General features: G+C 36.4%; 26 protein-coding genes. 2 read left to right on the plus strand and 24 right to left on the minus strand.

What is annotated here, in order from left to right; genetic code table 11:
* Positions 1-89: 89 nt before the first annotated feature.
* The 15 genes from FD36_RS04950 to FD36_RS06685 form a co-directional block, all read right to left on the minus strand.
* Positions 90-629, minus strand: coding sequence for a TetR/AcrR family transcriptional regulator (locus FD36_RS04950; RefSeq protein WP_014082420.1), 540 nt, complete (start codon positions 627-629; stop codon positions 90-92).
* A 15-nt stretch (positions 630-644) separates the two neighbouring features.
* Positions 645-1397 (minus strand): biotin--[acetyl-CoA-carboxylase] ligase, encoded by a 753-nt coding sequence (locus tag FD36_RS04955; protein ID WP_056958457.1) that lies wholly within the window; start codon positions 1395-1397, stop codon positions 645-647.
* Between the two features lie 2 nt (positions 1398-1399).
* Entirely contained in the window at positions 1400-2161 is a 762-nt protein-coding gene (gene fabI, locus FD36_RS04960) for an enoyl-ACP reductase FabI (RefSeq protein WP_056958459.1), read from the minus strand.
* A gap of 65 nt (positions 2162-2226) precedes the next feature.
* The gene (gene accA / locus FD36_RS04965) at positions 2227-2997 is read right to left on the minus strand and encodes an acetyl-CoA carboxylase carboxyltransferase subunit alpha (protein WP_056958461.1); all 771 of its coding nucleotides are present in this window, start codon (positions 2995-2997) and stop codon (positions 2227-2229) included.
* Positions 2990-3826 carry an acetyl-CoA carboxylase carboxyltransferase subunit beta gene (locus tag FD36_RS04970; protein WP_056958463.1) on the minus strand — a complete coding sequence of 279 codons (837 nt, stop codon included), beginning with the start codon at positions 3824-3826 and terminating at the stop codon, positions 2990-2992. The genes accA and FD36_RS04970 overlap by 8 nt, the downstream gene beginning before the upstream one ends.
* Entirely contained in the window at positions 3816-5186 is a 1371-nt protein-coding gene (locus FD36_RS04975) for an acetyl-CoA carboxylase biotin carboxylase subunit (protein WP_056958465.1), read from the minus strand. Before FD36_RS04975 ends, FD36_RS04970 begins: the two co-directional genes overlap by 11 nt.
* A gap of 8 nt (positions 5187-5194) precedes the next feature.
* Positions 5195-5605 (minus strand): 3-hydroxyacyl-ACP dehydratase FabZ family protein, encoded by a 411-nt coding sequence (locus FD36_RS04980; RefSeq protein WP_041817940.1) that lies wholly within the window; start codon positions 5603-5605, stop codon positions 5195-5197.
* A 1-nt stretch (position 5606) separates the two neighbouring features.
* Positions 5607-6032, minus strand: a complete 426-nt coding sequence (locus FD36_RS04985) for an acetyl-CoA carboxylase biotin carboxyl carrier protein (RefSeq protein ID WP_056958467.1) — start codon at positions 6030-6032, stop codon at positions 5607-5609.
* Positions 6032-7273 carry a beta-ketoacyl-ACP synthase II gene (gene fabF, locus FD36_RS04990; protein ID WP_014082428.1) on the minus strand — a complete coding sequence of 414 codons (1242 nt, stop codon included), beginning with the start codon at positions 7271-7273 and terminating at the stop codon, positions 6032-6034. The genes FD36_RS04985 and fabF overlap by 1 nt, the downstream gene beginning before the upstream one ends.
* Before the next feature lie 25 nt (positions 7274-7298).
* Positions 7299-8036, minus strand: coding sequence for a 3-oxoacyl-ACP reductase FabG (gene fabG, locus FD36_RS04995; RefSeq protein WP_056958469.1), 738 nt, complete (start codon positions 8034-8036; stop codon positions 7299-7301).
* Complete coding sequence (locus tag FD36_RS05000; protein WP_056958471.1) at positions 8036-8953, minus strand: ACP S-malonyltransferase; 918 nt, start codon at positions 8951-8953, stop codon at positions 8036-8038. Before FD36_RS05000 ends, fabG begins: the two co-directional genes overlap by 1 nt.
* A gap of 14 nt (positions 8954-8967) precedes the next feature.
* Positions 8968-9222, minus strand: coding sequence for an acyl carrier protein (locus FD36_RS05005; protein ID WP_014082431.1), 255 nt, complete (start codon positions 9220-9222; stop codon positions 8968-8970).
* 29 nt (positions 9223-9251) lie between these two features.
* Positions 9252-10232: a beta-ketoacyl-ACP synthase III gene (locus FD36_RS05010; RefSeq protein ID WP_014082432.1), complete on the minus strand. Its 981-nt coding sequence runs from the start codon at positions 10230-10232 to the stop codon at positions 9252-9254.
* Positions 10229-10675: a 3-hydroxyacyl-ACP dehydratase FabZ gene (gene fabZ, locus FD36_RS05015; RefSeq protein ID WP_014082433.1), complete on the minus strand. Its 447-nt coding sequence runs from the start codon at positions 10673-10675 to the stop codon at positions 10229-10231. The genes FD36_RS05010 and fabZ overlap by 4 nt, the downstream gene beginning before the upstream one ends.
* Before the next feature lie 244 nt (positions 10676-10919).
* On the minus strand, positions 10920-11090 hold the full coding sequence (locus FD36_RS06685; RefSeq protein ID WP_014082434.1) for a hypothetical protein: 171 nt from the start codon (positions 11088-11090) through the stop codon (positions 10920-10922).
* A 261-nt stretch (positions 11091-11351) separates the two neighbouring features.
* On the opposite strand from FD36_RS06685, the gene FD36_RS05020 reads away from it, so the two are divergent.
* The gene (locus FD36_RS05020) at positions 11352-12251 is read left to right on the plus strand and encodes a YczE/YyaS/YitT family protein (protein WP_056958473.1); all 900 of its coding nucleotides are present in this window, start codon (positions 11352-11354) and stop codon (positions 12249-12251) included.
* Between the two features lie 48 nt (positions 12252-12299).
* Here the strand turns inward: FD36_RS05020 and FD36_RS05025 are convergent, their stop codons facing one another.
* Entirely contained in the window at positions 12300-13685 is a 1386-nt protein-coding gene (locus FD36_RS05025; RefSeq protein ID WP_056958475.1) for a class II fumarate hydratase, read from the minus strand.
* Between the two features lie 279 nt (positions 13686-13964).
* Between FD36_RS05025 and FD36_RS05030 the strand changes: the two genes are divergently transcribed.
* Entirely contained in the window at positions 13965-15227 is a 1263-nt protein-coding gene (locus tag FD36_RS05030; RefSeq protein ID WP_056958477.1) for an adenylosuccinate synthase, read from the plus strand.
* 53 nt (positions 15228-15280) lie between these two features.
* Here FD36_RS05030 and FD36_RS05035 read toward each other — a convergent pair whose 3' ends face one another.
* From FD36_RS05035 to FD36_RS05065, 8 genes are all read right to left on the minus strand, one after another.
* Positions 15281-15859: a 4'-phosphopantetheinyl transferase family protein gene (locus tag FD36_RS05035; protein ID WP_014082438.1), complete on the minus strand. Its 579-nt coding sequence runs from the start codon at positions 15857-15859 to the stop codon at positions 15281-15283.
* 20 nt (positions 15860-15879) lie between these two features.
* The gene (locus FD36_RS05040) at positions 15880-16134 is read right to left on the minus strand and encodes an acyl carrier protein (RefSeq protein WP_056958480.1); all 255 of its coding nucleotides are present in this window, start codon (positions 16132-16134) and stop codon (positions 15880-15882) included.
* A 79-nt stretch (positions 16135-16213) separates the two neighbouring features.
* Positions 16214-17329, minus strand: a complete 1116-nt coding sequence (locus FD36_RS05045) for an alpha/beta hydrolase fold domain-containing protein (protein WP_041817945.1) — start codon at positions 17327-17329, stop codon at positions 16214-16216.
* Positions 17330-17379: 50 nt separating this feature from the next.
* A complete protein-coding gene (locus tag FD36_RS05050) occupies positions 17380-18237 on the minus strand; it encodes a hypothetical protein (RefSeq protein WP_056958481.1) in 858 nt (285 codons plus the stop codon).
* 99 nt (positions 18238-18336) lie between these two features.
* Positions 18337-19221 carry an aldo/keto reductase gene (locus FD36_RS05055; RefSeq protein ID WP_056958483.1) on the minus strand — a complete coding sequence of 295 codons (885 nt, stop codon included), beginning with the start codon at positions 19219-19221 and terminating at the stop codon, positions 18337-18339.
* A gap of 45 nt (positions 19222-19266) precedes the next feature.
* A complete protein-coding gene (locus FD36_RS06915; protein ID WP_225362005.1) occupies positions 19267-19989 on the minus strand; it encodes a hypothetical protein in 723 nt (240 codons plus the stop codon).
* An 87-nt stretch (positions 19990-20076) separates the two neighbouring features.
* Complete coding sequence (locus tag FD36_RS06920; protein ID WP_225362006.1) at positions 20077-20445, minus strand: hypothetical protein; 369 nt, start codon at positions 20443-20445, stop codon at positions 20077-20079.
* 74 nt (positions 20446-20519) lie between these two features.
* On the minus strand, positions 20520-20850 hold a 331-nt coding region (locus FD36_RS05065; protein WP_191980106.1), incomplete at its 5' end, for an SH3 domain-containing protein.

A 20850-nucleotide genomic window follows, 5' to 3' on the forward strand; every position in this document is an offset into this window, starting at 1 on the left:
AATTTATTGAGGTGTTTTTTTTATACCATTTTTTATTGAAATTTAAAAAGAACCACCAGAAATAATAATCTGGCGGTTCTTTTTTCGTTCTAATTAGTCTTAAAGTGCATGTATTTCGAAGCAAAAATCACTAGTTCATCAACAGGTTGTTTCATTCCATCTCTCGTCCAGGTAATAATCACTTCCGTTAAGCCACCTGAAATCATGGCAACTAACATTTTGGATGATTTTTCTCGTGTTACCAAGATTTGATTATCAACCAATGTTTTAATATAACCTCTTAAAGCATTCAACAAAAAGTTAGATAAGTCATTTTTTACGATGGCTTCCATCATTAACTGATTTTCTTTAATTGTAGTAAAGAAAGTGGTTGCTACATCATAAAAAGTAAAACGATTTTGAATTACTAACTGTTTAATGAAAGTTGAATAAACCATTTCAAACTGACCAAAAATCACATCTTCTTTAGTATGAAAATTACGATAAAAAGTCATCCGAGAAACTTCTGCTTTTTCACAAATTTCTTTTACAGTAATATCTGCATATGGCTTTTCCATCATCATTTCAAACAATCCAAAAATGATTTGCTGTTTGGTGTTAAATTTTTTATTTTCAACTTCTTTGCTCATGTCAAATCCCTATCATTATTTTATTCGTAAATGTTGTGATTCTTCAGTCGTTAATAAGTACTCTTGTTTCTTTTCATCAACTAACCTTAACTGAAAATCATCACTAATTCCAGTAATCTTACCCACGATTTTATTATCATTTACTAAAATTGAAACTAATTGGTTTTTCCAAATCAAATACTTTTGATATTCTCTGATAATAATTTTGGAGTCAGGTTGACACACCATTTTAATCACTAAATCATAAATTTTGGCAATCAGCTCATTTTTTAAATTATCATCGTTAACTAAACTAACGGCTCCAACTTGCTTTAATTGTTCATTGCTCATTAAATTTAACCCAATTCCAATGACAAAATTCTGAATTTGATTATAACTATCACTTTTAGTTTCGACTAAGATGCCACCGCACTTCTTTTGGCGGTAATAGACATCATTAACCCATTTAAGCCGTGTCTCAACGTCTAAGACATCTTTAATTGCCTGTCGCACACAAACACCAACTCCCAAGGTTAACATTCCTGGTTGCTTAATAAACTCTGTCTTAGCAGGTACAATGATAGTTTCATAAATTCCCGTAGCCGGTGATGCAAAAGCATGCCCATGTTGTCCTTTTCCAGCCGTCTGCGATTCTGCCATAACTAAATTATGCCCAGACCAAGCATTGGCCTGAGCATAATTCATGGTCGAATCAATTTTGTCAAAAACCACTAGTTTAGTTAATGGTTGCTGAATCAAATCTAATAATTTATTCTCACTTATTTTCATGTTTATCTATTGAATAAATGAACACCTTTATCAACATAGATGACATCACCAGTAATTCCAGTGGCAAATTCACTCATTAAAAAGGCGGCCGTATTTCCAATTTCTTGTTTTGAAACACTCTTACCATCAGTTGTAAGTGATTCTGAAGTTTTAAGTAACTCGTTGTGACCCTTTACTCCTGTAACTGCAAGTGTTCGAACTGCTCCAGCAGAAAGTGCATTAACCGTAATTCCTTGTTGACCTAGTTCAGCTGCTAAATAACGCATGGCTGATTCAAGGGAAGCTTTAGCAATTCCCATCATGTTGTAATTAGGGATTGCATAAGTTGATCCCATGTAAGTTAAGGTAAGGATACTACCTTGTTCGTTCATAATTTTTGCAGCTTCACGGCTAACAGAAATAAATGAGTAAGCACTAACATCTTCAGCTAAGTTAAAACCAGCTTTTTTTGTATTAATTACTCCATTTTGGAGAGTTTCTCGATCGGCATAGGCAATCGCATGAATTACTCCATCAATCTTACCCACTTGTTCATGAATTTCTTTGAAAGCTTTTTCCACATTACTGTCTTCAGCAACGTCACATTCAACCATCAAAGTATCTTCACTAACAAAGCGATCAAGACTTTTTTTCATTCGATCATTTTGGTAAGTCAAAACTACTTGACCACCAAGGGCTTCGATTGCTTGAGCACATCCCCAGGCAATACTTTTTTTGTTAGCAACACCCATTACGACAATTTTTTTACCTTTTAATAAATCCATTTTAGTTACACCCTCCCTGATATAAGACACAAAGCTAACTAATGAAAATTCATTAGTTAGCTTATTTAAAATCCACGATAACGTGTAAATCTTTTTTGGAGCATTTCTTGTTCTGGCATGGCTCTTAACTCTTCCATTTTATCAAACAATTGTGCTTTAAACTGTTTAATTTCAGCAGAAGTTCTAACTTCTGGAATAATTTTGTCAATAATTCCTTGTTTAATTAAATCTTCCGGAGTTAATTTCATCACGTCAGCGGCTTCACGAGCTCGACTTGAGTCTTTCCACAAAATCGTAGCATATCCTTCTGGAGAAAGAATCGAATAAATACTATTTTCAAAAGCCCACACACAATCACCAACGGCAAGTGCTAGTGCTCCGCCGCTTCCACCTTCCCCAACAATTACGGAAATGTAAGGAACTTTTAGTTGCATTCCTTGCAAAATTAGTTGGGAAATCAGATATCCCTGACCATGATATTCTGCTTCAACATCTGGATAAGCTCCCGGAGTGTTGATGAGTGTGATGACGGGCCGATTAAATTTTTCGGCTTGTTTCATTAGGCGGAGAGCTTTATGATAGCCATCTGGTTCCGCAGAACCAAAGTGAACATCTGCATCAGAAACTTCATCGTCACCTTTACGAATTCCAATGATTGTCACTGGTTGTCCGTTTAATGAACCAATCCCAGCATAAACTGCTGAATCATCACCATAGGCACGATCACCGTGCAATTCAATAAAATTATCTGCAATTTCATTGACTAAGGTTTTAATCTTAATTTTATCATTAGACCGAGCCTCTAAAACGCGATCAAACGCTGCTTTTTTAGTCATTTTGGTCACCGCCTTCATGAAGTGAGAGAACTTTACTAAGCGTTGCTTTCATATCTTCCCGTTTAATAATGGCATCCAAAAAACCATGTTTTAATAACGTCTCGGCCCGTTGGAAATCTTTGGGAGGATTTTGTTGAATAGTTCGTTCAATTACCCGACGACCAGCAAAGCCAATCAAAGAATGGGGTTCCGAAAAAATCAAATCCCCTTGCATCGCAAAGCTAGCAGTCACTCCACCAGTAGTTGGATCACAAAGATAACTGATGTATAACAAACCAGCTTGACTATGTTTGGCCACTGTTTCAGAAACTTTAGCCATCTGCATGAGTGATTCAATTCCTTCTTGCATGCGGGCCCCACCTGAAGCCGTGAACAAAATGACCGGTAAATTAAGTTCGGTTGCTTTTTCAAACAAACGGGCAATAATTTCACCCGTTGCCGTACCTAAACTGCCCATAATAAAGCGCCAATCCATTACTCCGATGGCTGCTTTGTGTCCATTAATACTTCCAATGCCGGAAAGCACGCCTTCATTTAAGCCGGTGACTTGACGAGCTTTGTTTAATTTTTCTAAGTATTTTGGATCATCAAACTTATCAGCTGCTTTAACTTCAAGATTGAGCGGTTTAAAATCGTCACATAGCATTTCAATCCGGGCTTTGGCGCCTAACCGAAATCCATAATGACATTCTGGACAAGTCCGATATTCATTAATGTGTTTCTTATAGATTGCATGACCACAGATAGGACATTTAAGCCACACGTCTGGGATGTCATCCATTCTCTTTTGTAATTCTTGTGGACTAGGCTTTCCATCGTTATTTATCATGATGCTTCACCCATTCTTTCAAAAAATGATTTTCAACGTAAAGATTGTTAAAATCGCCATCTAAGAAATGTTGATCTTGTAAAAGATCAACTAAAAATTCTCGATTGGTTTTAACTCCCTTAATTTCAAATTCTTTTAATGCTCGTAGCATTTTGGCTACGGCGTCCTTTTTTGTGGGCATATGTACAATAATTTTAGCAATCATTGAATCATAAAATGGTGAAATTTTACTGCCCGTTTCAACTCCTGAATCAATTCGAACACCCTTGGTTCCAAAGGGAAAGTGTACAAATTCAATGGTTCCTGGAGTTGGTTGAAATACTTTAGCCGGATCTTCAGCATTAATTCGACATTCAAGAGCATAACCTTTGGCTTTACAATCAGCTTGGTTAAAAGGAAGGTCTTCACCGGCCGCAACTTTAATCATTGCTTTAATTAATTCTACCCCAGCTACTTCTTCCGTAATCGTATGTTCAACTTGCAAACGGGTATTCATTTCCATGAAATAAAACTGATGATCTCGATCCATTAAGAATTCAAAGGTCCCAGTATTCTCATAGTTAATCCCCTTCATGGCATTGACGACAACTTCACCCATGTGTTGACGTTCTTCATCAGAAATTTCAGGACATGGTGATTCTTCCATGATTTTTTGATGATTACGTTGTAAGGAACAATCTCGTTCTGGAAAATAAACCACATGCCCGTGTTGATCGGCAATTGCTTGCATTTCGATATGTTTGGAATCAGACAAATCTTTTTCTAAATAAAGATGATCATCACCATAGGATAGTTTAATTTCCCGTTTGGTTTCTTCATAGACTTTGCATAATTGATTAGAATCATCAACCTGACGAATTCCTTTTCCACCACCACCAGCGGCTGCTTTTAGCATCACTGGATAACCAATTTGTTCGGCTAATTCCAAGGCTTGATCTAAATCTTTAAGGTAGCCGTCTGATCCAGGAATTGTGGGAACGCCTAGTTTTTTCATGGTAGCTTTCGCATTCGCTTTATTTCCCATCAAATTAATCACTTCAGCTGATGGACCAATGAACTTAATGCCATATTCTTGGCAAAGTTCTGCAAATTCACTGTTTTCTGATAAAAAGCCGTAGCCAGGGAAAATTGCATCCGAAGCAGTTAATGCGGCAGCATCAAGTACAGCTCCCATTTTTAAATAAGAGTCAGTTGGTTGTCCGCTACCAATACAGACCGTTTCATCCGACATTTTTACAAATAAACTATCTGCATCTGCCGTTGAATATACGGCGACTGCTTTAATATTTAATTCATGTAATGCTCGAATCGTCTGAACTGCGATCTCACCACGATTAGCAATTAATACTTTTTTAAACATCTACTCACCTATTCAATCGCAAACATCAAATTAGCATCAACAATAACTTCGCCGTCACGAATCACTTCCGCATGGCCCACGCCAATGTTTCGTTTAAGTTTGGTCAATTCAACTTTCAAATGAAGGATATCACCAGGATGCATATCAGCTTTAAACTCAGCATTCTTAATGCCACCAAAAAAGACGTTTTTGCCTTTATGTTCTGGCATGGAAAGAATTGCAACTACCCCAGTTTGGGCTAATGCTTCCACAATAATGGGATGCGGCAAACTAAACTGATTTTCATTCGAAAAAAACCATTCATTGACTGAAAGGTTTTTCACTGCTTCTGCAGATTTTCCCGGTTGAACATCAATAATTTTATCAATCATTTCAAAGGGATAGCGTTGGGGGATAAAATCACTTACTTTATAATCCATTCTAGTCCTCCTTGATTTCAAACATTGGTTGATCAAATTCGACCATTTCACCGTCGTTCACTAAGCGTTTTGTAATCGTTCCGGTTACGGGACTTTTCACTTCATTAATTAACTTCATGGCTTCAATGGCACAAATGGTTTCACCCCTTTTAACGTGGTCACCAACTGCTTTATAAGCAGGTTTGTCAGGACCGGGAGTAAAATAGACTAATCCAACCATTGAAGCTTTTAATTTATAATTTTCGCAATCATTTACTGAAGCAACTGGGTTAGTTGGTTGTGAATCGCTACCAACTACTGGAGTAGCTTCATTTTTGTTAGCCAACTTACTAAAATAAACGTCAACACCGTTACCATCGATCTTTAATTCTTGTAAGCCAGACTGATCAAATTTTTCAAGTAAACGTTCGATGTCAGCTTCATTCATTAATTATCTTCCCACTTTCTCATTGCAATTACTGCATTATGTCCACCAAAACCAAATGAGTTACTGATGGCAGTTTCGATTGGAGCTTTTTTATTATCATCATTAACTAAATCAATTTTAACTTCGGGATCTTTATGTTTCATTCCCACGTTAACAGGCATTTGAGCATTTTCTAAAGCTCCAACTAAAGCAACGGCTTCTAATCCACCAGCTGCTCCAAGTAAATGACCAATCATTCCTTTAATTGAACTTGTTTTAAGGTGGTCATTGTCAGCAAATAATTTACCAATCGCAGCACTTTCTCCTGCATCATTAGCGTGAGTAGCAGTTCCATGTGCGTTGACATAGTCAAGTTCATCGGTTGCAATTCCAGCTTCATCCACGGCTTGTTTCATTGCCATGATGGCACCTTTACCTTCAGGATCTGGAGCAGTTAGATGATATGCATCACTAGTAGTTCCATAACCCACGATTTCAGCTAAAATCTTAGCCCCACGTGCTTTGGCATGATCATAGTCTTCAAGGACTAAAGTTCCAGCACCTTCACCTAATACGAAACCATTGCGGTCAACATCAAATGGCATTGAAGCAGCCATTGGATCAGTTGATTCTGATAAGGCTGTTAAAGAAGCAAAACCTGCAATTCCCATGTTGGTAACTGCAGCTTCAGAACCCCCGGTAATCATCACTTTAGCTTTGCCTTGCTTGATAAATTCAAAAGCATTTCCGATGGCGTTGGTTCCTGATGCACAGGCCGTTACGATGGCTTGCGAAGTGTTTTTTGCGTCAAAATACATTGAAATATTTCCGGCCGCCATGTTTGAGATGGCTTTCGGTACGAATAATGGAGAAACCCGACGTGGTCCCTTTTCGTGTGCTTTGATAACTTGTTCTTCGATGGTTTGAATTCCACCAATTCCAGTTCCATAAATAACACCGAGATCTTCTGGTTGGTAATTTTCACCTTCCACTAAGCCAGCTTGGTCCATGGCTTCTTTAGCAGTATAAAGTGCGTATTGAGCATATGGATCAAGGCGTTTGTAGTCTTTCTTTGAAAGTCGATCTGATGGATTAAAATCTTTCACTTCACCAGCAACTGTAATTCCAGTTTCGGAAGCATCAAATTTAGTAATTGGAGCAATTCCAACTTTTGAATTCAACATATTTTTAATAAAATCGTCCGCAGTATTTCCGATTGGAGAAAGTGCACCGATTCCTGTTACAACAACTCTGTTACTCATTTGTTTCCTCCTTTAGAAAACTAAATTACATGGTAAGTCCACCATCAACCGTAATTACTTGACCAGTGATGTAATCATTTTCAACTAAAAATTCAACGGTTTGGGCAATATTTTCTACATCACCGAAACGATGAAGGGGAATTTGACCTTCCCATTGTTTAATAATTTTATCGCTTAATTTATCTGTCATAGCAGTTTTAATCATTCCTGGTGCAATTGCATTACAACGCACTCCTCGTAATGATCCTTCTTGAGCTGTAGTTTTTGTTAATCCAACAATTCCAGCTTTACTAGCTGAGTAATTAGCTTGACCCACGTTACCGTGAGTTCCGGCAATACTTGACATGTTAATGATTACTCCAGAACGTTTCTTTTGCATGGTTTTCAAAGCAAATTTAGACATGTTAAAAGTTCCCACTAAATTGGTATTAAGCACGTCTTTAAATGATGTTTCTGTCATTCTGGTCATTAATTTATCTTGCGTCATTCCGGCATTGTTAACTAAAACGTCAATGTGACCGAATTCTTCAACTAAGTCATCAATCATCCGTTTCGCATCGTCTTCTTTTGCAACGTCGCCAGTCACAATTTTAATTGGATTATTAAATTGCTTTTCAAGTTCAGTTTGAGCAGCATCATCTAATTCGCGGTGTGAATTAATAACTACAAAATTAGCAGGATTCTTTGCTAATTGCTTAGCAGTAGCAAGACCAATTCCTTTAGTTCCACCAGTTACTAATACAATTCTTTTTTCATCAGTCATTATTTTGCCTCCGTTTCGAGTGCCGTTTTAACTTCATTTAAAGTCTCAACATTGTCAATGTGATATGTTTCGATGCCCTTTAAGGTCTTTTTAGCAAATTTACTAAGCGTGTCACCCGGACCAATCTCAATTAAAGTATCAATGCCAAAATGTTCTTGCATATACTTTAAATCTTCCGCAAAATGAGTTGGCTTAATCAATTGCTCTCGCAATGTGGTTTTAACCGATTCATCGGCGAATGGTTTGGCTGTCGTATTACTAATTACTGGAATTTTAAATCCATCAAAATGTACATCTTCCAGTCGCTGAGACAAATTATCACTGGCAGCTTGCATTAAAGGCGTATGCGAAGCAACCGCAACTTTAAGAGGAACAACTCGTTTAGCTCCAGCTTCTTCGAGGGCTGTGCCAGCTTGCGTAACTCCCTCGGCTGTTCCGCCAATTACCGTTTGCGTTGCCGTATTGTAATTTGCCGGATAAGCTCCTACAATTGACTGACAAATTTGCGTAACTTTTTGTGGGTCTAGTTTTAAAACAGCGGCCATTGAGCCTGGGTTTTGCAAACCAGCTTGTTCCATGTAATGCGAACGGTCTTTAACTAAAGCAATTGCAGTCTTAAAATCTAGGGCTCCGCTTGCAACTAAGGCACTGTATTCACCTAAACTAAGTCCAGCCATAACCCTTGCTTGTGGTAATTCATGTGCAATTGTTTGGTAAATTCCAAAACTCATCGCTAAAATTGCCATTTGCACATTTTTAGGATCATCCATATTATCAGGATTTACTAAATCAATTCCTAAAACAGCAGAGGCTTCATCAATTGCCTGTTGATAAGCTGGTGCTTTTTGATAAAGGTCCACTCCCATATTAGCAAACTGGCTTCCTTGCCCACTAAATAAATAACCAATTTTTCTCATTAATTATCCTCGAATTATTTTTCGTTAATTTGTTTTTGCACGTAATCAACTAATTGTTGAACTGTTTCAATTCCTTCATCACCGTCAATTTCGATGTCGTATTCATCTTCTAAGGCATCTACGATTTCAAAAATATCTAAACTATCTAAGTCTAAACCATCTTTTAAGTTAGTGTTTAATTGAATTTCATCAACATTCACGTCATCTAATTGATCGGCAACTACTTCTTTAATTTTAGCTAAAATTTGTGTTTGACTATCGTCTGTCATAATTTTTCTCCTAATATAATGTAAGTTTTTTAATATTTAATCACGATGGTTCCCACCGTTAAGCCACCACCAAAGCCAGTTAAAGCTAGGTAGTCGCCCCGATGTAATCGTCCTTGTTCCGCTAGTTCAGCCAACAAAATTGGTTCACTGGCGGCAGCAGTATTTCCATAGTTATGAATGTTAACTGGAAATTTGTTCATTGATAATGATAACTTTTTCGCAACCCGTTTGACAATTCTTTCGTTAGCCTGGTGCATTACGAAGTATTTAATATCACTTAACTCGATTCCAGCTGCCTTCACAGCTTGTTCAATTGATTCAGGCACACGTTTGGTAGCGAAGTTATAAACAGCATGTCCATCCATTTGCAAAAATTGATCATCTTGATCATGATTTTCGCCAAAGGGATTTTGTCCGGCATGATGACCAGCAGTTAAACTCATCCCTGCTTCACCAAAAGTGCTAAGATTTTCACCTAGAATTTGGGAATCACTACCGTCATTTTGCACTAAAATTCCGGCCGCTCCATCGCCAAAGAGCACCGCGGTGCCACGATCATGCCAATTCACTAAACGACTTAGTTTTTCTCCGCCAATCACAATTCCAATGCTATCTTTTTTCCCAGCTAACAAGGTATTCATCACTGAACTACCATAGACAAAGCCAGAGCAAGCCGCATCGATATCAAAAGCAACCGCATGACTTGCTCCAATGCTACCTTGCACACTAGCAGCCGTGGATGGCGTTTGGTAATCACCTGACATCGTTGCCACAATGATATAGTCAATTTGATTTACATCAATTCCAGCTTGATTAACCAGTTGCTTGGCGACATCAACACACATTGACGTGTTACTTTCTGTCGTAGCAATGTGTCGTTGTGCGATTCCGGTCCGTCGTTTAATCCACTCGTCTGAGGTTTCCATGATTTTAGTTAAATCATCATTGGTAACCACCTTTTGGGGAACTGACTTAGCAATCGCTTTAATTCTAAAGCTACTCATAACTATTTTGTTCTTTCGTTTTTATCAACGATGAAAGTTAATTTAGTTTCACAACATTTCTCGTCGCCAACGTAGGCAACACATGAAACTGAACCAGTCCGGTCACGAATTTTATCCATCGTAACTTTGAAAGTCAAAACGTCTCCTGGCTCAACCATCCGTCTGAATTTTGCGTTTTTAATACTACCTAAATAAGCAGTTTTGTTTTCGAATTGTGGTGTTTTAAGAATCAAAATTGAAGCTACTTGAGCCATTGATTCAATAATCAAAACTCCTGGCATTACTGGATTTCCAGGAAAATGACCTTGGAAATACTCTTCATTGATTGTAACGTTCTTAGTAGCAACGATTGATTCACCCGGCACCATTTCATCAACTCGATCAATAAATAAAATTGGATAACGGTTTGGAATTAAATCCATGATTTCTTTTGCATTCATTACAGCCATGTTTTCACCTCTACATTTTTCTTCGTTTACTCAACAACCTAATTTTCGTCAATTTTAACTGAATTTACCAATTTTAACTTTGAAATATGTTTGTAACATTGAGGTCAAATCCTTTGATATCAGGTAAGACAGCCCTCCAAAATAGTCTGTTACAGATGCATTAAAGCGTAACAAACAGAGGCAAACTGTGAATATACAAAAAACGAAGTTTAATAATTAAAACTTCGTTTTTGATTAATCAATATTAGTATTTTAATTTAATTTGCATAAACAAATGAATTTGATTCTCGGTTAATTTCAATGATGTTTCTTTACCAAGATGCATCAAACGATGTAATTGGCTAGTACGTGCCTCACGTGCTCTCCATTTGTTTAAAGCATTAATTTCTTTTCTACCTAGTGCAAAAAACTTCAAAAAAACACCTTCTATCTGAATTTTCCAACTTACTTATTCTTTATTATAATATAGTTGATTAATTTTATCATTGTTTATTGGATAATTATAATAAAATCTTTGAAATTGCCAAATGTACTATAATTGTAGTATTAACTTTTGCTTTTATGTGAAAAGAATTTGATTAAATATGGAAAATACAGACTCACAAACGAGCGAGGCGGATGTAACTAAGAACCTGTCTCTCGGGGGAAAGTTGTTAATGTTTCCCTTCGAACTTTAATGGCATTTATCGGAATTGCGATTCTTTCAATGGGAGCTGCTTTATTAAAAGCTTCTCCAATTTTAGGGCTTGATCCTTTTACGGCTTTGAACATTGGTATGGCAAGCAAATTCCATACAACCCTTGGTGTTTACCAATTAGGTGCTAACTTGTTCATCTTCATCTTTATTCTCTTTCTTGATCGCAAGAAAATTGGAATTGGAACGATTATGAACATGGTCCTTGTTGGATTTGAAATTCAATGGTTCTCATCTCTTTATCATGTTATTTTCCCAGGTAAAGTCACTGTTTTAGTTTTAATCGCTGACTTAATCTTAGGATTATTAATGTTTACTGCCGGTAGTTCACTTTACATGGCACCTAGTTTAGGGGTTGCTCCTTACGATGCAATTGCCCCAATTATTTCTACTCGTTTCCATATTAAGTATAAAACTGCACGGGTTGGCCAAGATGTTTGTTTCTTAGTTGCTGCCTTGATTGCCGGTGGTCCAATTGGATTCGCATCCATCGTGGTAGCATTCTTTGCTGGTCCATTAATCTCATATTGGGATCGAAGCATTAGTACTCCTACTATGGATTACATTAATGATCTTAGTGAACAACCATCATTCAAATCATTGGCAAATGTGGTTACCAGCGCTACTAAATCTGGATATAACTCATTGTCAAATGCTTATAATTCAACTTTAGATTTCCAAATGCATTTAGCTGGTTACACTAACCAAGAATTATTGAAGAAAATTCAAGACACTGAACACAATATGAAAGAATCACAACGTGCTTACAACGAATATCGGACTCAATACAGAATGCTAATTGCAGAATTAGTAAAACGTGATAAAGACGGTGAACTACCAACAAATAATCGTCCTTCTACTGCAAATAATTCACAAAAATAAATTTATAACAAAAAGAGCTCAGCGAATGCTGGGCTCTTTTATATGCAATTATTTACGTTGATTATTGGTCATTTTTAATGGGTCAACCCACTTATCAAAATCCGTAGCACTGAGGAAACCAGATTGAACGGCTGCCTCACGCAGGTTAAGCCCTTCTTTCATTGCAAGTTGGGCAATTGAAGCTGCATTATGGTATCCGATATGGGGTGACAAAGCAGTCACTGTCATGAGTGATTCATCAACTAATTTTTTCATTTCTTGTTCATTAACTTGAATTCCAGCCACAAGTTTATCAGTATAATTAGGCAATAACCCAATCAATAACTCAACTGATTCAATAAAAGTGGCAATTATTACTGGTTTATAAACATTCATTTCAAAGTTTCCCTGACTGTTAGCAACTTCAATCGTGGTATTATTTCCCATGATTCTCGTTGCTGCCATGGTCATAGCTTCAGTCTGCGTTGGATTTACTTTTCCTGGCATGATTGATGAACCTGGTTCATTGGCGGGAATACTAATTTCACCATACCCAGCACGTGGACCACTAGCTAAGAACCGAATGTCATTCGAGATTTTCATCAGGTCAGTTGCCAGGGTACTGATGGCCCCGTGTGTGTTGGTAAGTGCTGTGTGAGCTGCCAAGCCATAGAATTTATTTTCAACTTTGAATTTTTCTCCATAAATTTGGCCTAACTCTGTCACCATCGCTTGATCGAACCCAATTTCAGCATTTAACCCTGTTCCAACGGCCGTTCCACCAATTGGCAAATCTAATAAACCGTTTGCGTTCATTTTAATGAAGGAAACGTCATGTTTCAAAGTACTTGACCAACCAGAAATTTCTTGTCCAAACGTCAACGGAGTGGCATCTTGTAAATGAGTCCGTCCAATTTTAACTACATCCCAATATTTTTGAGAAAGTTGATCAAAAACTTCAATTAATCGTTCTAATTCTGGCAAAAGTTGTTGAACTGCTTTTAGTCCTGCAATATTCATCGCGGTTGGGAAAGTATCATTTGAACTTTGTGAATGATTAACGTCATCATTGGGTAAAATTTTAGCTTCTGGATCAATCTGATTAGCAACATGGGCTAACACTTCATTGACGTTCATATTAGTTTGCGTGCCTGATCCCGTTTGGTAAACGTGTAATGGAAAATCTTTCATTAAATCAGCGTCTGATAAATTTAATAATTTTTCGGCTGCTTGTTCAATTAAATCAGCCCGATGTTGATTTAATTCGCCTTCTGCTGCATTAACTTTAGCAGCTGCCAATTTAACGTTAATTAGTGCTTTAATAACCCAGACTGGCATCAATGGCCCAGTCGGAAAATTATGCCGGCTCCGTTCCGTTTGTGCACCCCAGAGAGCGTCTTTAGGTACCTTAACTTCCCCTAAGGTATCACTTTCGATTCGATAATCCTTTGTCATGCTTTTTTCTCCTTCTAATGATTCTAAAAAAGACCTAATTATTACTAAATCTGTGCATTTATCATTTTAAATTATCCTAAAATCGCATATTAATAACTTTATTTTCCTATTGTTCGTATTCTTTGTCAATCAATCTTGATAAATGTTGCTTATATTATAGATAATTAAAAAACACGAACTTTATTTTACCAATTTCAGCTAACCCCTTGAAATTCTTAATGATGATTGCTAAAATAACTGTGGTTCAAAAATAAATTAGAATGTAAATGAGGTGCACATATGTCAGTTACAGTTGTAGTTGGTAGTCAATGGGGTGATGAAGGGAAAGGTAAGATTGTTGATTACCTAAGTAAAGATTCCGACATCATCGCTCGTTATCAAGGTGGCGATAATGCCGGACACACAATCGTATTTAACGATCAAAAGTTTAGTCTTCAACTCCTCCCTTCAGGAATTTTTTACTCAGACAAAATCGCTATGATTGGTAACGGCGTTGTTTTAAATCCGAAAGCCCTCTTTCGGGAAATGAAATACTTAAATGACAACGGCGTTCCAACTGATAACCTTCGCATTTCTTCTCGTGCTCAAGTAATCATGCCTTACCACATTTTATTGGATAAACTTAATGAAAAGAACAGAGCTAACAAAATTGGGACCACACAAAAGGGAATTGGCCCAGCATACATGGATAAAATCGCACGAGTTGGAATTCGAGTTGCTGATTTAATTTATCCTGAAACCCTTAAAAAGGTTTTAAAAGAAACTCTTCGTCAAAAAAATGAATTATTAACTAAATTATATGAAGTAGAACCATTAGACTTTGATTCAATGTATGAAGAATACAAAGAATACGGTCAACGCATGAAAAAATACGTAATCGATACTTCTGATTTATTAAACAAAGCTGATGGTAAGAACATCTTGTTTGAAGGTGCTCAAGGAATCATGCTTGATATCGATCATGGTACTTATCCATACGTAACTTCTTCAAACCCAGTTGCCGGTGGTGCTGCTGTAGGAGCTGGAATTGGACCTACTAAGGTTACTGATGTCATTGGGGTATGTAAAGCATATACTTCTCGAGTTGGTGAAGGTCCTTTCCCCACTGAACAACTTAACGAAATTGGAGACTACATTCGCGAAACTGCTCACGAATATGGAACAGTTACGAAACGTCCTCGTCGAATTGGTTGGCTTGATGCAGTTGCCCTTTGTCATGCCGCTCGTGTATCTGGTTTAACCGGTTTAGCAATGAACTGTGTGGACGTCTTAGATGGTTTAGATACCATTAAAGTATGTACTGGCTATGAATTAAATGGCAAAATCATTGATTTCTACCCTGCTAACTTAGATGTCTTAGCCCAATGCAAGCCAATTTACCAAGAACTTCCTGGTTGGAAAGTAGACACAACTAGTTGTGATAAATTTGATAAACTTCCAGAAAATGCCCAAAACTACATTAAGACAGTTGAAACTCTAGTTAATGTTCCGATTGACTGGTATTCAGTTGGTCCTGATCGGGAACAAACCCATAAACGTTAAAATATAAAAAAAGACAATCACTACTGATATTTCAGTAATGATTGTCTTTTAGTTTACTTAACTTTAGTTGCCATCGTACCAATATATTCATGATCAATTCCTAAAAAATCAATCTTGAATTTTTCACCGTCACGCGTGGCATAATCCATCCGTGGCAACGAAATTTCAATGTTTTTAGGTTTACTAGTCAACCCCAACCCTAATTCCTTTAAGACAGCTTCTTTAATCGTCCACAAACGTAAAATTTGTTCAGATTTACGTGGATCATGCAACTTATTGAGATAAGCAATTTCGCCTACGTTAAAAGCATGGCTTAATTTTCCGAGTTGTTTAGGTTTAATCTTTTCAATATCAATTCCAATGGGCTGATCAGAAACGGCAACGGTCACCAAATTATCAGAATGAGAAATGTTAAAGTGCTCATTTCGATCCGTAAAATAAGGTTTACCGTGTTCACCTTCTGCAATTGAGTTGCCAGATAGAAAAGTCTTTTCTGGTAATTCCAACAACTTGGCTAGTAAAATTTTACCTACCAAAGTCTGTTGTTGCTTCGGTTGATCTTCAATTCCTAATTCTTGATAGTATGGTTGATACTGTAAATCAGTGAGTCTTCCACTTTTAAATTTCAACAAGTGTGAATCCTCCCCAAAAATTATTTGGCGTCGATTTGTTTAGCAACATAATCAACTAAATCTTTTACAGTTGCCATACCTTCGTCACCATCAATTTCGATATCGTATTTGTCTTCAAGAGCATCAACGATTTCGAAAACATCAAGACTGTCTAATTCCAAGTTTTCTTTGAAGTTAGCGTCCATAGTAATTTTACTTGCGTCTAAATCAGTTTGGTCAACCACGATTTCTTTAATTTCATCAAAAATTTGTTCTTTGTTTGCTTTTTCAGCCATAATTATTCACTCCATTATTTTAATAATAAACTTATGTAACATCTTAATTCTAACACAACCACAATCGTTACATAAAATTCTAGCGCTTAGCCCACAATGCCATTTCTCGTGCAAGGTCTTCTGCTTGAGGAATAATCCCCATTCTAGTAACGAATCCATGCATCATACCGGCATACCAAATGTAGTCAACATCATCATGTGTTTTTGCGACATTTGTAGCATATGTGTAACCTTGAGGAGTTAAGCAGTCATATTCTGCTGCAACCACCATGGTTCGAGGTACTTTAGTTAATTCAGCTTCACTAGTATTGATTGGTGAAATAATCGCATCACTCATTTGATGCTTTGCAGGATAAATAGCCTTCAAAGTAGTTAATGATTCAATATTTTCGTCATCCATATCTTCAATTAACTTCGTAGCAAATTCATCCATACTAGGTAGCTTTTGTTTATTTGGAACTGTCTCAATATCTAGCATGGGATAAATTAAAACTTGTCCTTTAATGTAGCCAGTGCCTTTTTGAATATCAAAGTTGCTCATGACTGCCGCAATGTTACCACCAGCACTATCACCTGTTACAAAAATTCGACTAGGCTCAACGTGAAGTTCTTCAGCATGTTTAACAACATATTCAACGGCATGCCAAGCGGCACTGGTTAAACTATCTACATCTGCTTCTGGAGTTCTTGGGTAATCAACGTTAAAGACTTCCCCTTGCATTAATTCGGCTAACTTCTTTCCAAAGTTTTCCGTATTATCAGGAGTGTTGCCGTAAAAATTACCACCGTGAAAATAAATAAAGGCTGGTTTCTTTAATGCATCATTTTTAAAGCTATATTGGTATAAAACTGCATCTTTAATATCAATTTCATTTTTTTCAACATTGTAAGAAAGATCTAAATCATAACAACCATTTGTTTCTCTTTCAGCCAAGGCTTTTTGCGCTTCTGCTGACGAAGTATCATTGTTAGCTCGTTCAGTTGCTAAACTACGAGCAACATGATGACCATGGCGACTCTTATCGAAATTAATGGTGTAACTGTCTAATGTATCTTCTACTGCTAATGATTTTTTATTAACTAAAATATTATCTGCATTACGTTTAAAGTTATCCAAACTATAATTTGGTGAAATTTGTTTCAAACGGTGATAATATTCGGCAGTGGTTGGTGCCCAATCTTGATTATTTTTCATGATAATTTCCTCCAAAAAAATCACCTAACCAGGTGATTTTTAAATTTTAATTATTTAAGTCTTTCAAAGAACTTGATTTGACTCATCAAAAACCATAAATCAAGGAATACAATCGCAACTATTGCAGCGATAAATATTAAAATTCCCAAAATAGTTGCTAAACTAATCGCAATTATAGAACCGTGCATTAATGAAAATAGCACTGCAACTATTACAACAACTACTAAGAATGCCAAAAATACTCCAAAAGAAATTAAGAATTGTAAAACAATCAAGCCTAGCAATTCGTAACGGTGACCCTTCATTAATTTCCATGTTTCAGGGAAGGATTTAATAAAACCGTTATTTAAATCTGTATCTTTAGTATCAGTATAATAAGTTAAGAAAATAAAAGCTAATCCTAATGAAACGTAGATGAAAACAGCAATTCCAATCAAAGCAACCAAAGCAGCAATTGCAAAAAAGAATGAATTTTGTTGATTTACACCAGCAAAGAAAAATAGTAATGCTACAACCGCAAACAATACTATTAATACTGCTTCAATTAATGCAGCTAAGAAGTCAATTACAATAACTCCAACCCATGTCATGCCGTCAAAAGCTACAAATGCATTTTTAAAATTAAAATTACCGTCTTGATCAGATTTTAAGAGTCCCATTTTTAATGAAACACTGAATAAAGAAGTAAGAATTGAAAAAATAAACATTAACGCAAATGATGATTGCAAAGTGTTAAGTGCAGTAACCGGATCGATTGATAAATTACTAATTGCTGCAGTAATTGCATTGTTGTTTGAAAAACAGTTAGCAATTACGCCCACAATAAATGCTGGCATCCACATACCTAAGATGGCCCATTTGTGTTCTTTGACAGTTTTAAAACCATCTTTTAATACATCAATAATCATATTTACTTCCTCCGTTTTGTTTACTTATTATTCTAGCAGAAATTAACTATTGATTAAACCCAAGCAAAAAGCCACTCATTATGAGTGACTTACGTTATTTTATTTTTCCCATTGATCAACTGTATCAACGCCACCATCAGGATTACCACTCCATTGGAAATCGCCGTACCAAATTGAACGTTTATCTAAATTCAAACTATTCATCAAATTCATGTCATCGTCTGTTAATGAAAAATCATAAACATTGGCATTTTCCTTAATGAACTCTTCGTGAGTTGACTTAGGAATGGTATTAATTCCTCGTTGTAATTCCCAACGAATAATCACTTGAGTGGTTGTTTTACCATATTTATCCGCAATTTTTTTAATTTGTGGATTTTTAAGTGCATCACCATGACCAAGTGGTGACCAGGCTTCAAGTTGAATATTATGACGATTACAATAGTCTTTAATATCAGTTTCTTGTTCTAATGGATTAAATTCCATTTGATTAATCACTGGTTTAATGGAAGCATGTTTCATCAAGTCACGGAGTCTTTGAATATCAAAGTTAGAAACTCCAATGGCACGAATCTTGCCAGCCCGATAAAGATCTTCTAAAGCACGCCATGTTTCATTGTATTTATCAGTTACTGGCCAATGAATCAAAACTAAATCAGCATAGGTGGTTTGTAGCCGTTTTAATTGGCCCTCAAAAGCTGCAATTGTTGAGTCATAGCCTTGATCACCATTAAAAATCTTAGTGGTTAAAAAGACGTCATCACGTTTTAAGCCATTTTCAGCTAATCCTTTGGTAAGTCCGTCACCAACTCCGGCTTCGTTACCGTATTGTTTTGCTGTATCAATTGCTTTATATCCATGTTTTAAAGCCCAACGAACAGATTGAGAGGCCGTAGCATTATCACTGCGCCAGACTCCTAATCCCAAACGTGGCATATCAACACCGTTATTTAATTGAACGGTTGATTCTAAATTTAATTTCATAAGATCACCCCAGTTAGAGTATAAGGCTCTCGATTACACTTTTCATTAATCTTGTTTCACTTCTACTAAAAATTCATGAGTACCACGATTAATTTGTTTCAAAAGATACTGGAATAACATCATAATCCAAGAAAAAGCTAAGGCAGACGCAAAAATTTCATAAGCTGTGAGCGAGAAGTAGTGAACTCCTTTAAACAAGACGCTAGCAAAAACAATTAAAATTCCGAGTGTATCTGAAATACGTAGAAAGTTTTTAGAAATTCCTGGCCACAACCATCTTATTCCCCCAATTAAAATAATAACGTCCAATGCCATTGACCAAGCACAAATATCGTGCCATAAATGCATCCACGGAATTTGACGATTGTTAGAAATTAACCCAACGCACATCGCGTTAATTGCTAAGATAGTTAATAAAAATCGCAAAATTTGCGTTTGTAATAATGGCCGTTTTAACGGCTTTATTGAAACAAATAAATAATCGACCAAAGCCATCATTAATAAGGCCGCAAAGATAAAGGTTAAGTTAAATTGCCAGCTATCAACTGCTTTATTAGTTCCTAAAAAACTAATATTATGCTTCCACCATTGCAGATTACTGTTAGAAAGCATCGAAATCATAACACCACCAAAGATAGTAATTACCAAGACATCTACTAACATGGTCGGTGTAATATTTTCAGCAAGCAAAATCATAACCGTATTAATAATCATTTGAAAGATTAAAAAAAGTAAGGTGGCCGTATAGATTCCAAAGGAAACTCCCATAAAGACGCGTCCTAAAACCCAAAAAATCCCTAATAAGCTAAACAGTAAAATTGCCGTAAACGATACAATAATAGTTGGAAAATTTCGTCAATATAAATTTCGATAAATCGAATTGACTGATTGGTTACGTGCTTTGATAAAAAAGATCGAAAACAAAATTAATCCTGAAATCAATCCCAAAACAATTGTAGCCGTAGCAATTGAGTAACTACCGGTAAATTTAATGGTCCGTGTTTTTTGCAACATAAAGTAGACAAAAAATATCACACTCATTATCACAGCCGGAATTACACACCACCAATATGAAACATCCCAACCGATGCTATCTGCATTAATCTGTTTTTCAAGCAGAATTGCGTTGTTTTCAATTTTTAAATCAAGCTTTTCATTTGGTTTCAGTTTGATTTTTTTTGCAACTTCTGTTGGAATTTCAATGTGGTATTTCTGATTTGACATATTCCAAAATTCCCCTTTTATTTTCATCAGATAAAAAAGAGACCCCGAATGGGTCTCTTTTTGTTTAACGTAGTTTAAAATGCTAAGTTTAATTTTGCAATCCAACGTGATTGACCTGAATAACTTGTGTAATGTAACCAAGTATATCCGTCAGCCTGTTTAGTTCCATCAAAGTAAATGGTTTCACCAGGGTTAAGAGTTACTGATACATTGCTATTTAAACCTGCTGCATCGCGAACGTATTGACTTGAAGCAGTTGTGTAAGCACCACTAGTTGCAGTCATTCCATCAGTGTAGCTAGTAGATTGTTCTGGTTGAGCATTACTTAAATCGGCAACCCAATGTGATTGACCTGAATAACTTGTGTAATGCATCCATGTGTAACCATCATTATTAAGTGTTCCA

This window comes from Fructilactobacillus sanfranciscensis DSM 20451, from assembly GCF_001436035.1.
Classification (GTDB): domain Bacteria; phylum Bacillota; class Bacilli; order Lactobacillales; family Lactobacillaceae; genus Fructilactobacillus; species Fructilactobacillus sanfranciscensis.

Coding starts and splice junctions, on each gene's coding strand:
- FD36_RS05055 (WP_056958483.1), bottom strand. CDS start 19,221: ATGAAATTAAATTTAGAATCAACCGTTCAATTAAATAACGGTGTTGAT.
- FD36_RS04950 (WP_014082420.1), bottom strand. CDS start 629: ATGAGCAAAGAAGTTGAAAATAAAAAATTTAACACCAAACAGCAAATC.
- FD36_RS05000 (WP_056958471.1), bottom strand. CDS start 8,953: ATGAGAAAAATTGGTTATTTATTTAGTGGGCAAGGAAGCCAGTTTGCT.
- accA (WP_056958461.1), bottom strand. CDS start 2,997: ATGACTAAAAAAGCAGCGTTTGATCGCGTTTTAGAGGCTCGGTCTAAT.
- FD36_RS05005 (WP_014082431.1), bottom strand. CDS start 9,222: ATGACAGACGATAGTCAAACACAAATTTTAGCTAAAATTAAAGAAGTA.
- FD36_RS05040 (WP_056958480.1), bottom strand. CDS start 16,134: ATGGCTGAAAAAGCAAACAAAGAACAAATTTTTGATGAAATTAAAGAA.
- fabZ (WP_014082433.1), bottom strand. CDS start 10,675: ATGGCTGTAATGAATGCAAAAGAAATCATGGATTTAATTCCAAACCGT.
- fabF (WP_014082428.1), bottom strand. CDS start 7,273: ATGAGTAACAGAGTTGTTGTAACAGGAATCGGTGCACTTTCTCCAATC.
- FD36_RS04980 (WP_041817940.1), bottom strand. CDS start 5,605: ATGGATTATAAAGTAAGTGATTTTATCCCCCAACGCTATCCCTTTGAA.
- fabI (WP_056958459.1), bottom strand. CDS start 2,161: ATGGATTTATTAAAAGGTAAAAAAATTGTCGTAATGGGTGTTGCTAAC.
- FD36_RS04970 (WP_056958463.1), bottom strand. CDS start 3,826: ATGATAAATAACGATGGAAAGCCTAGTCCACAAGAATTACAAAAGAGA.
- FD36_RS04975 (WP_056958465.1), bottom strand. CDS start 5,186: ATGTTTAAAAAAGTATTAATTGCTAATCGTGGTGAGATCGCAGTTCAG.
- FD36_RS05030 (WP_056958477.1), top strand. CDS start 13,965: ATGTCAGTTACAGTTGTAGTTGGTAGTCAATGGGGTGATGAAGGGAAA.
- FD36_RS04985 (WP_056958467.1), bottom strand. CDS start 6,032: ATGAATGAAGCTGACATCGAACGTTTACTTGAAAAATTTGATCAGTCT.
- FD36_RS04955 (WP_056958457.1), bottom strand. CDS start 1,397: ATGAAAATAAGTGAGAATAAATTATTAGATTTGATTCAGCAACCATTA.
- FD36_RS06915 (WP_225362005.1), bottom strand. CDS start 19,989: ATGGGAGTTTCCTTTGGAATCTATACGGCCACCTTACTTTTTTTAATC.
- FD36_RS05025 (WP_056958475.1), bottom strand. CDS start 13,685: ATGACAAAGGATTATCGAATCGAAAGTGATACCTTAGGGGAAGTTAAG.
- fabG (WP_056958469.1), bottom strand. CDS start 8,036: ATGACTGATGAAAAAAGAATTGTATTAGTAACTGGTGGAACTAAAGGA.
- FD36_RS06920 (WP_225362006.1), bottom strand. CDS start 20,445: ATGTCAAATCAGAAATACCACATTGAAATTCCAACAGAAGTTGCAAAA.
- FD36_RS05050 (WP_056958481.1), bottom strand. CDS start 18,237: ATGATTATTGATGTATTAAAAGATGGTTTTAAAACTGTCAAAGAACAC.
- FD36_RS05020 (WP_056958473.1), top strand. CDS start 11,352: ATGGCATTTATCGGAATTGCGATTCTTTCAATGGGAGCTGCTTTATTA.
- FD36_RS05045 (WP_041817945.1), bottom strand. CDS start 17,329: ATGAAAAATAATCAAGATTGGGCACCAACCACTGCCGAATATTATCAC.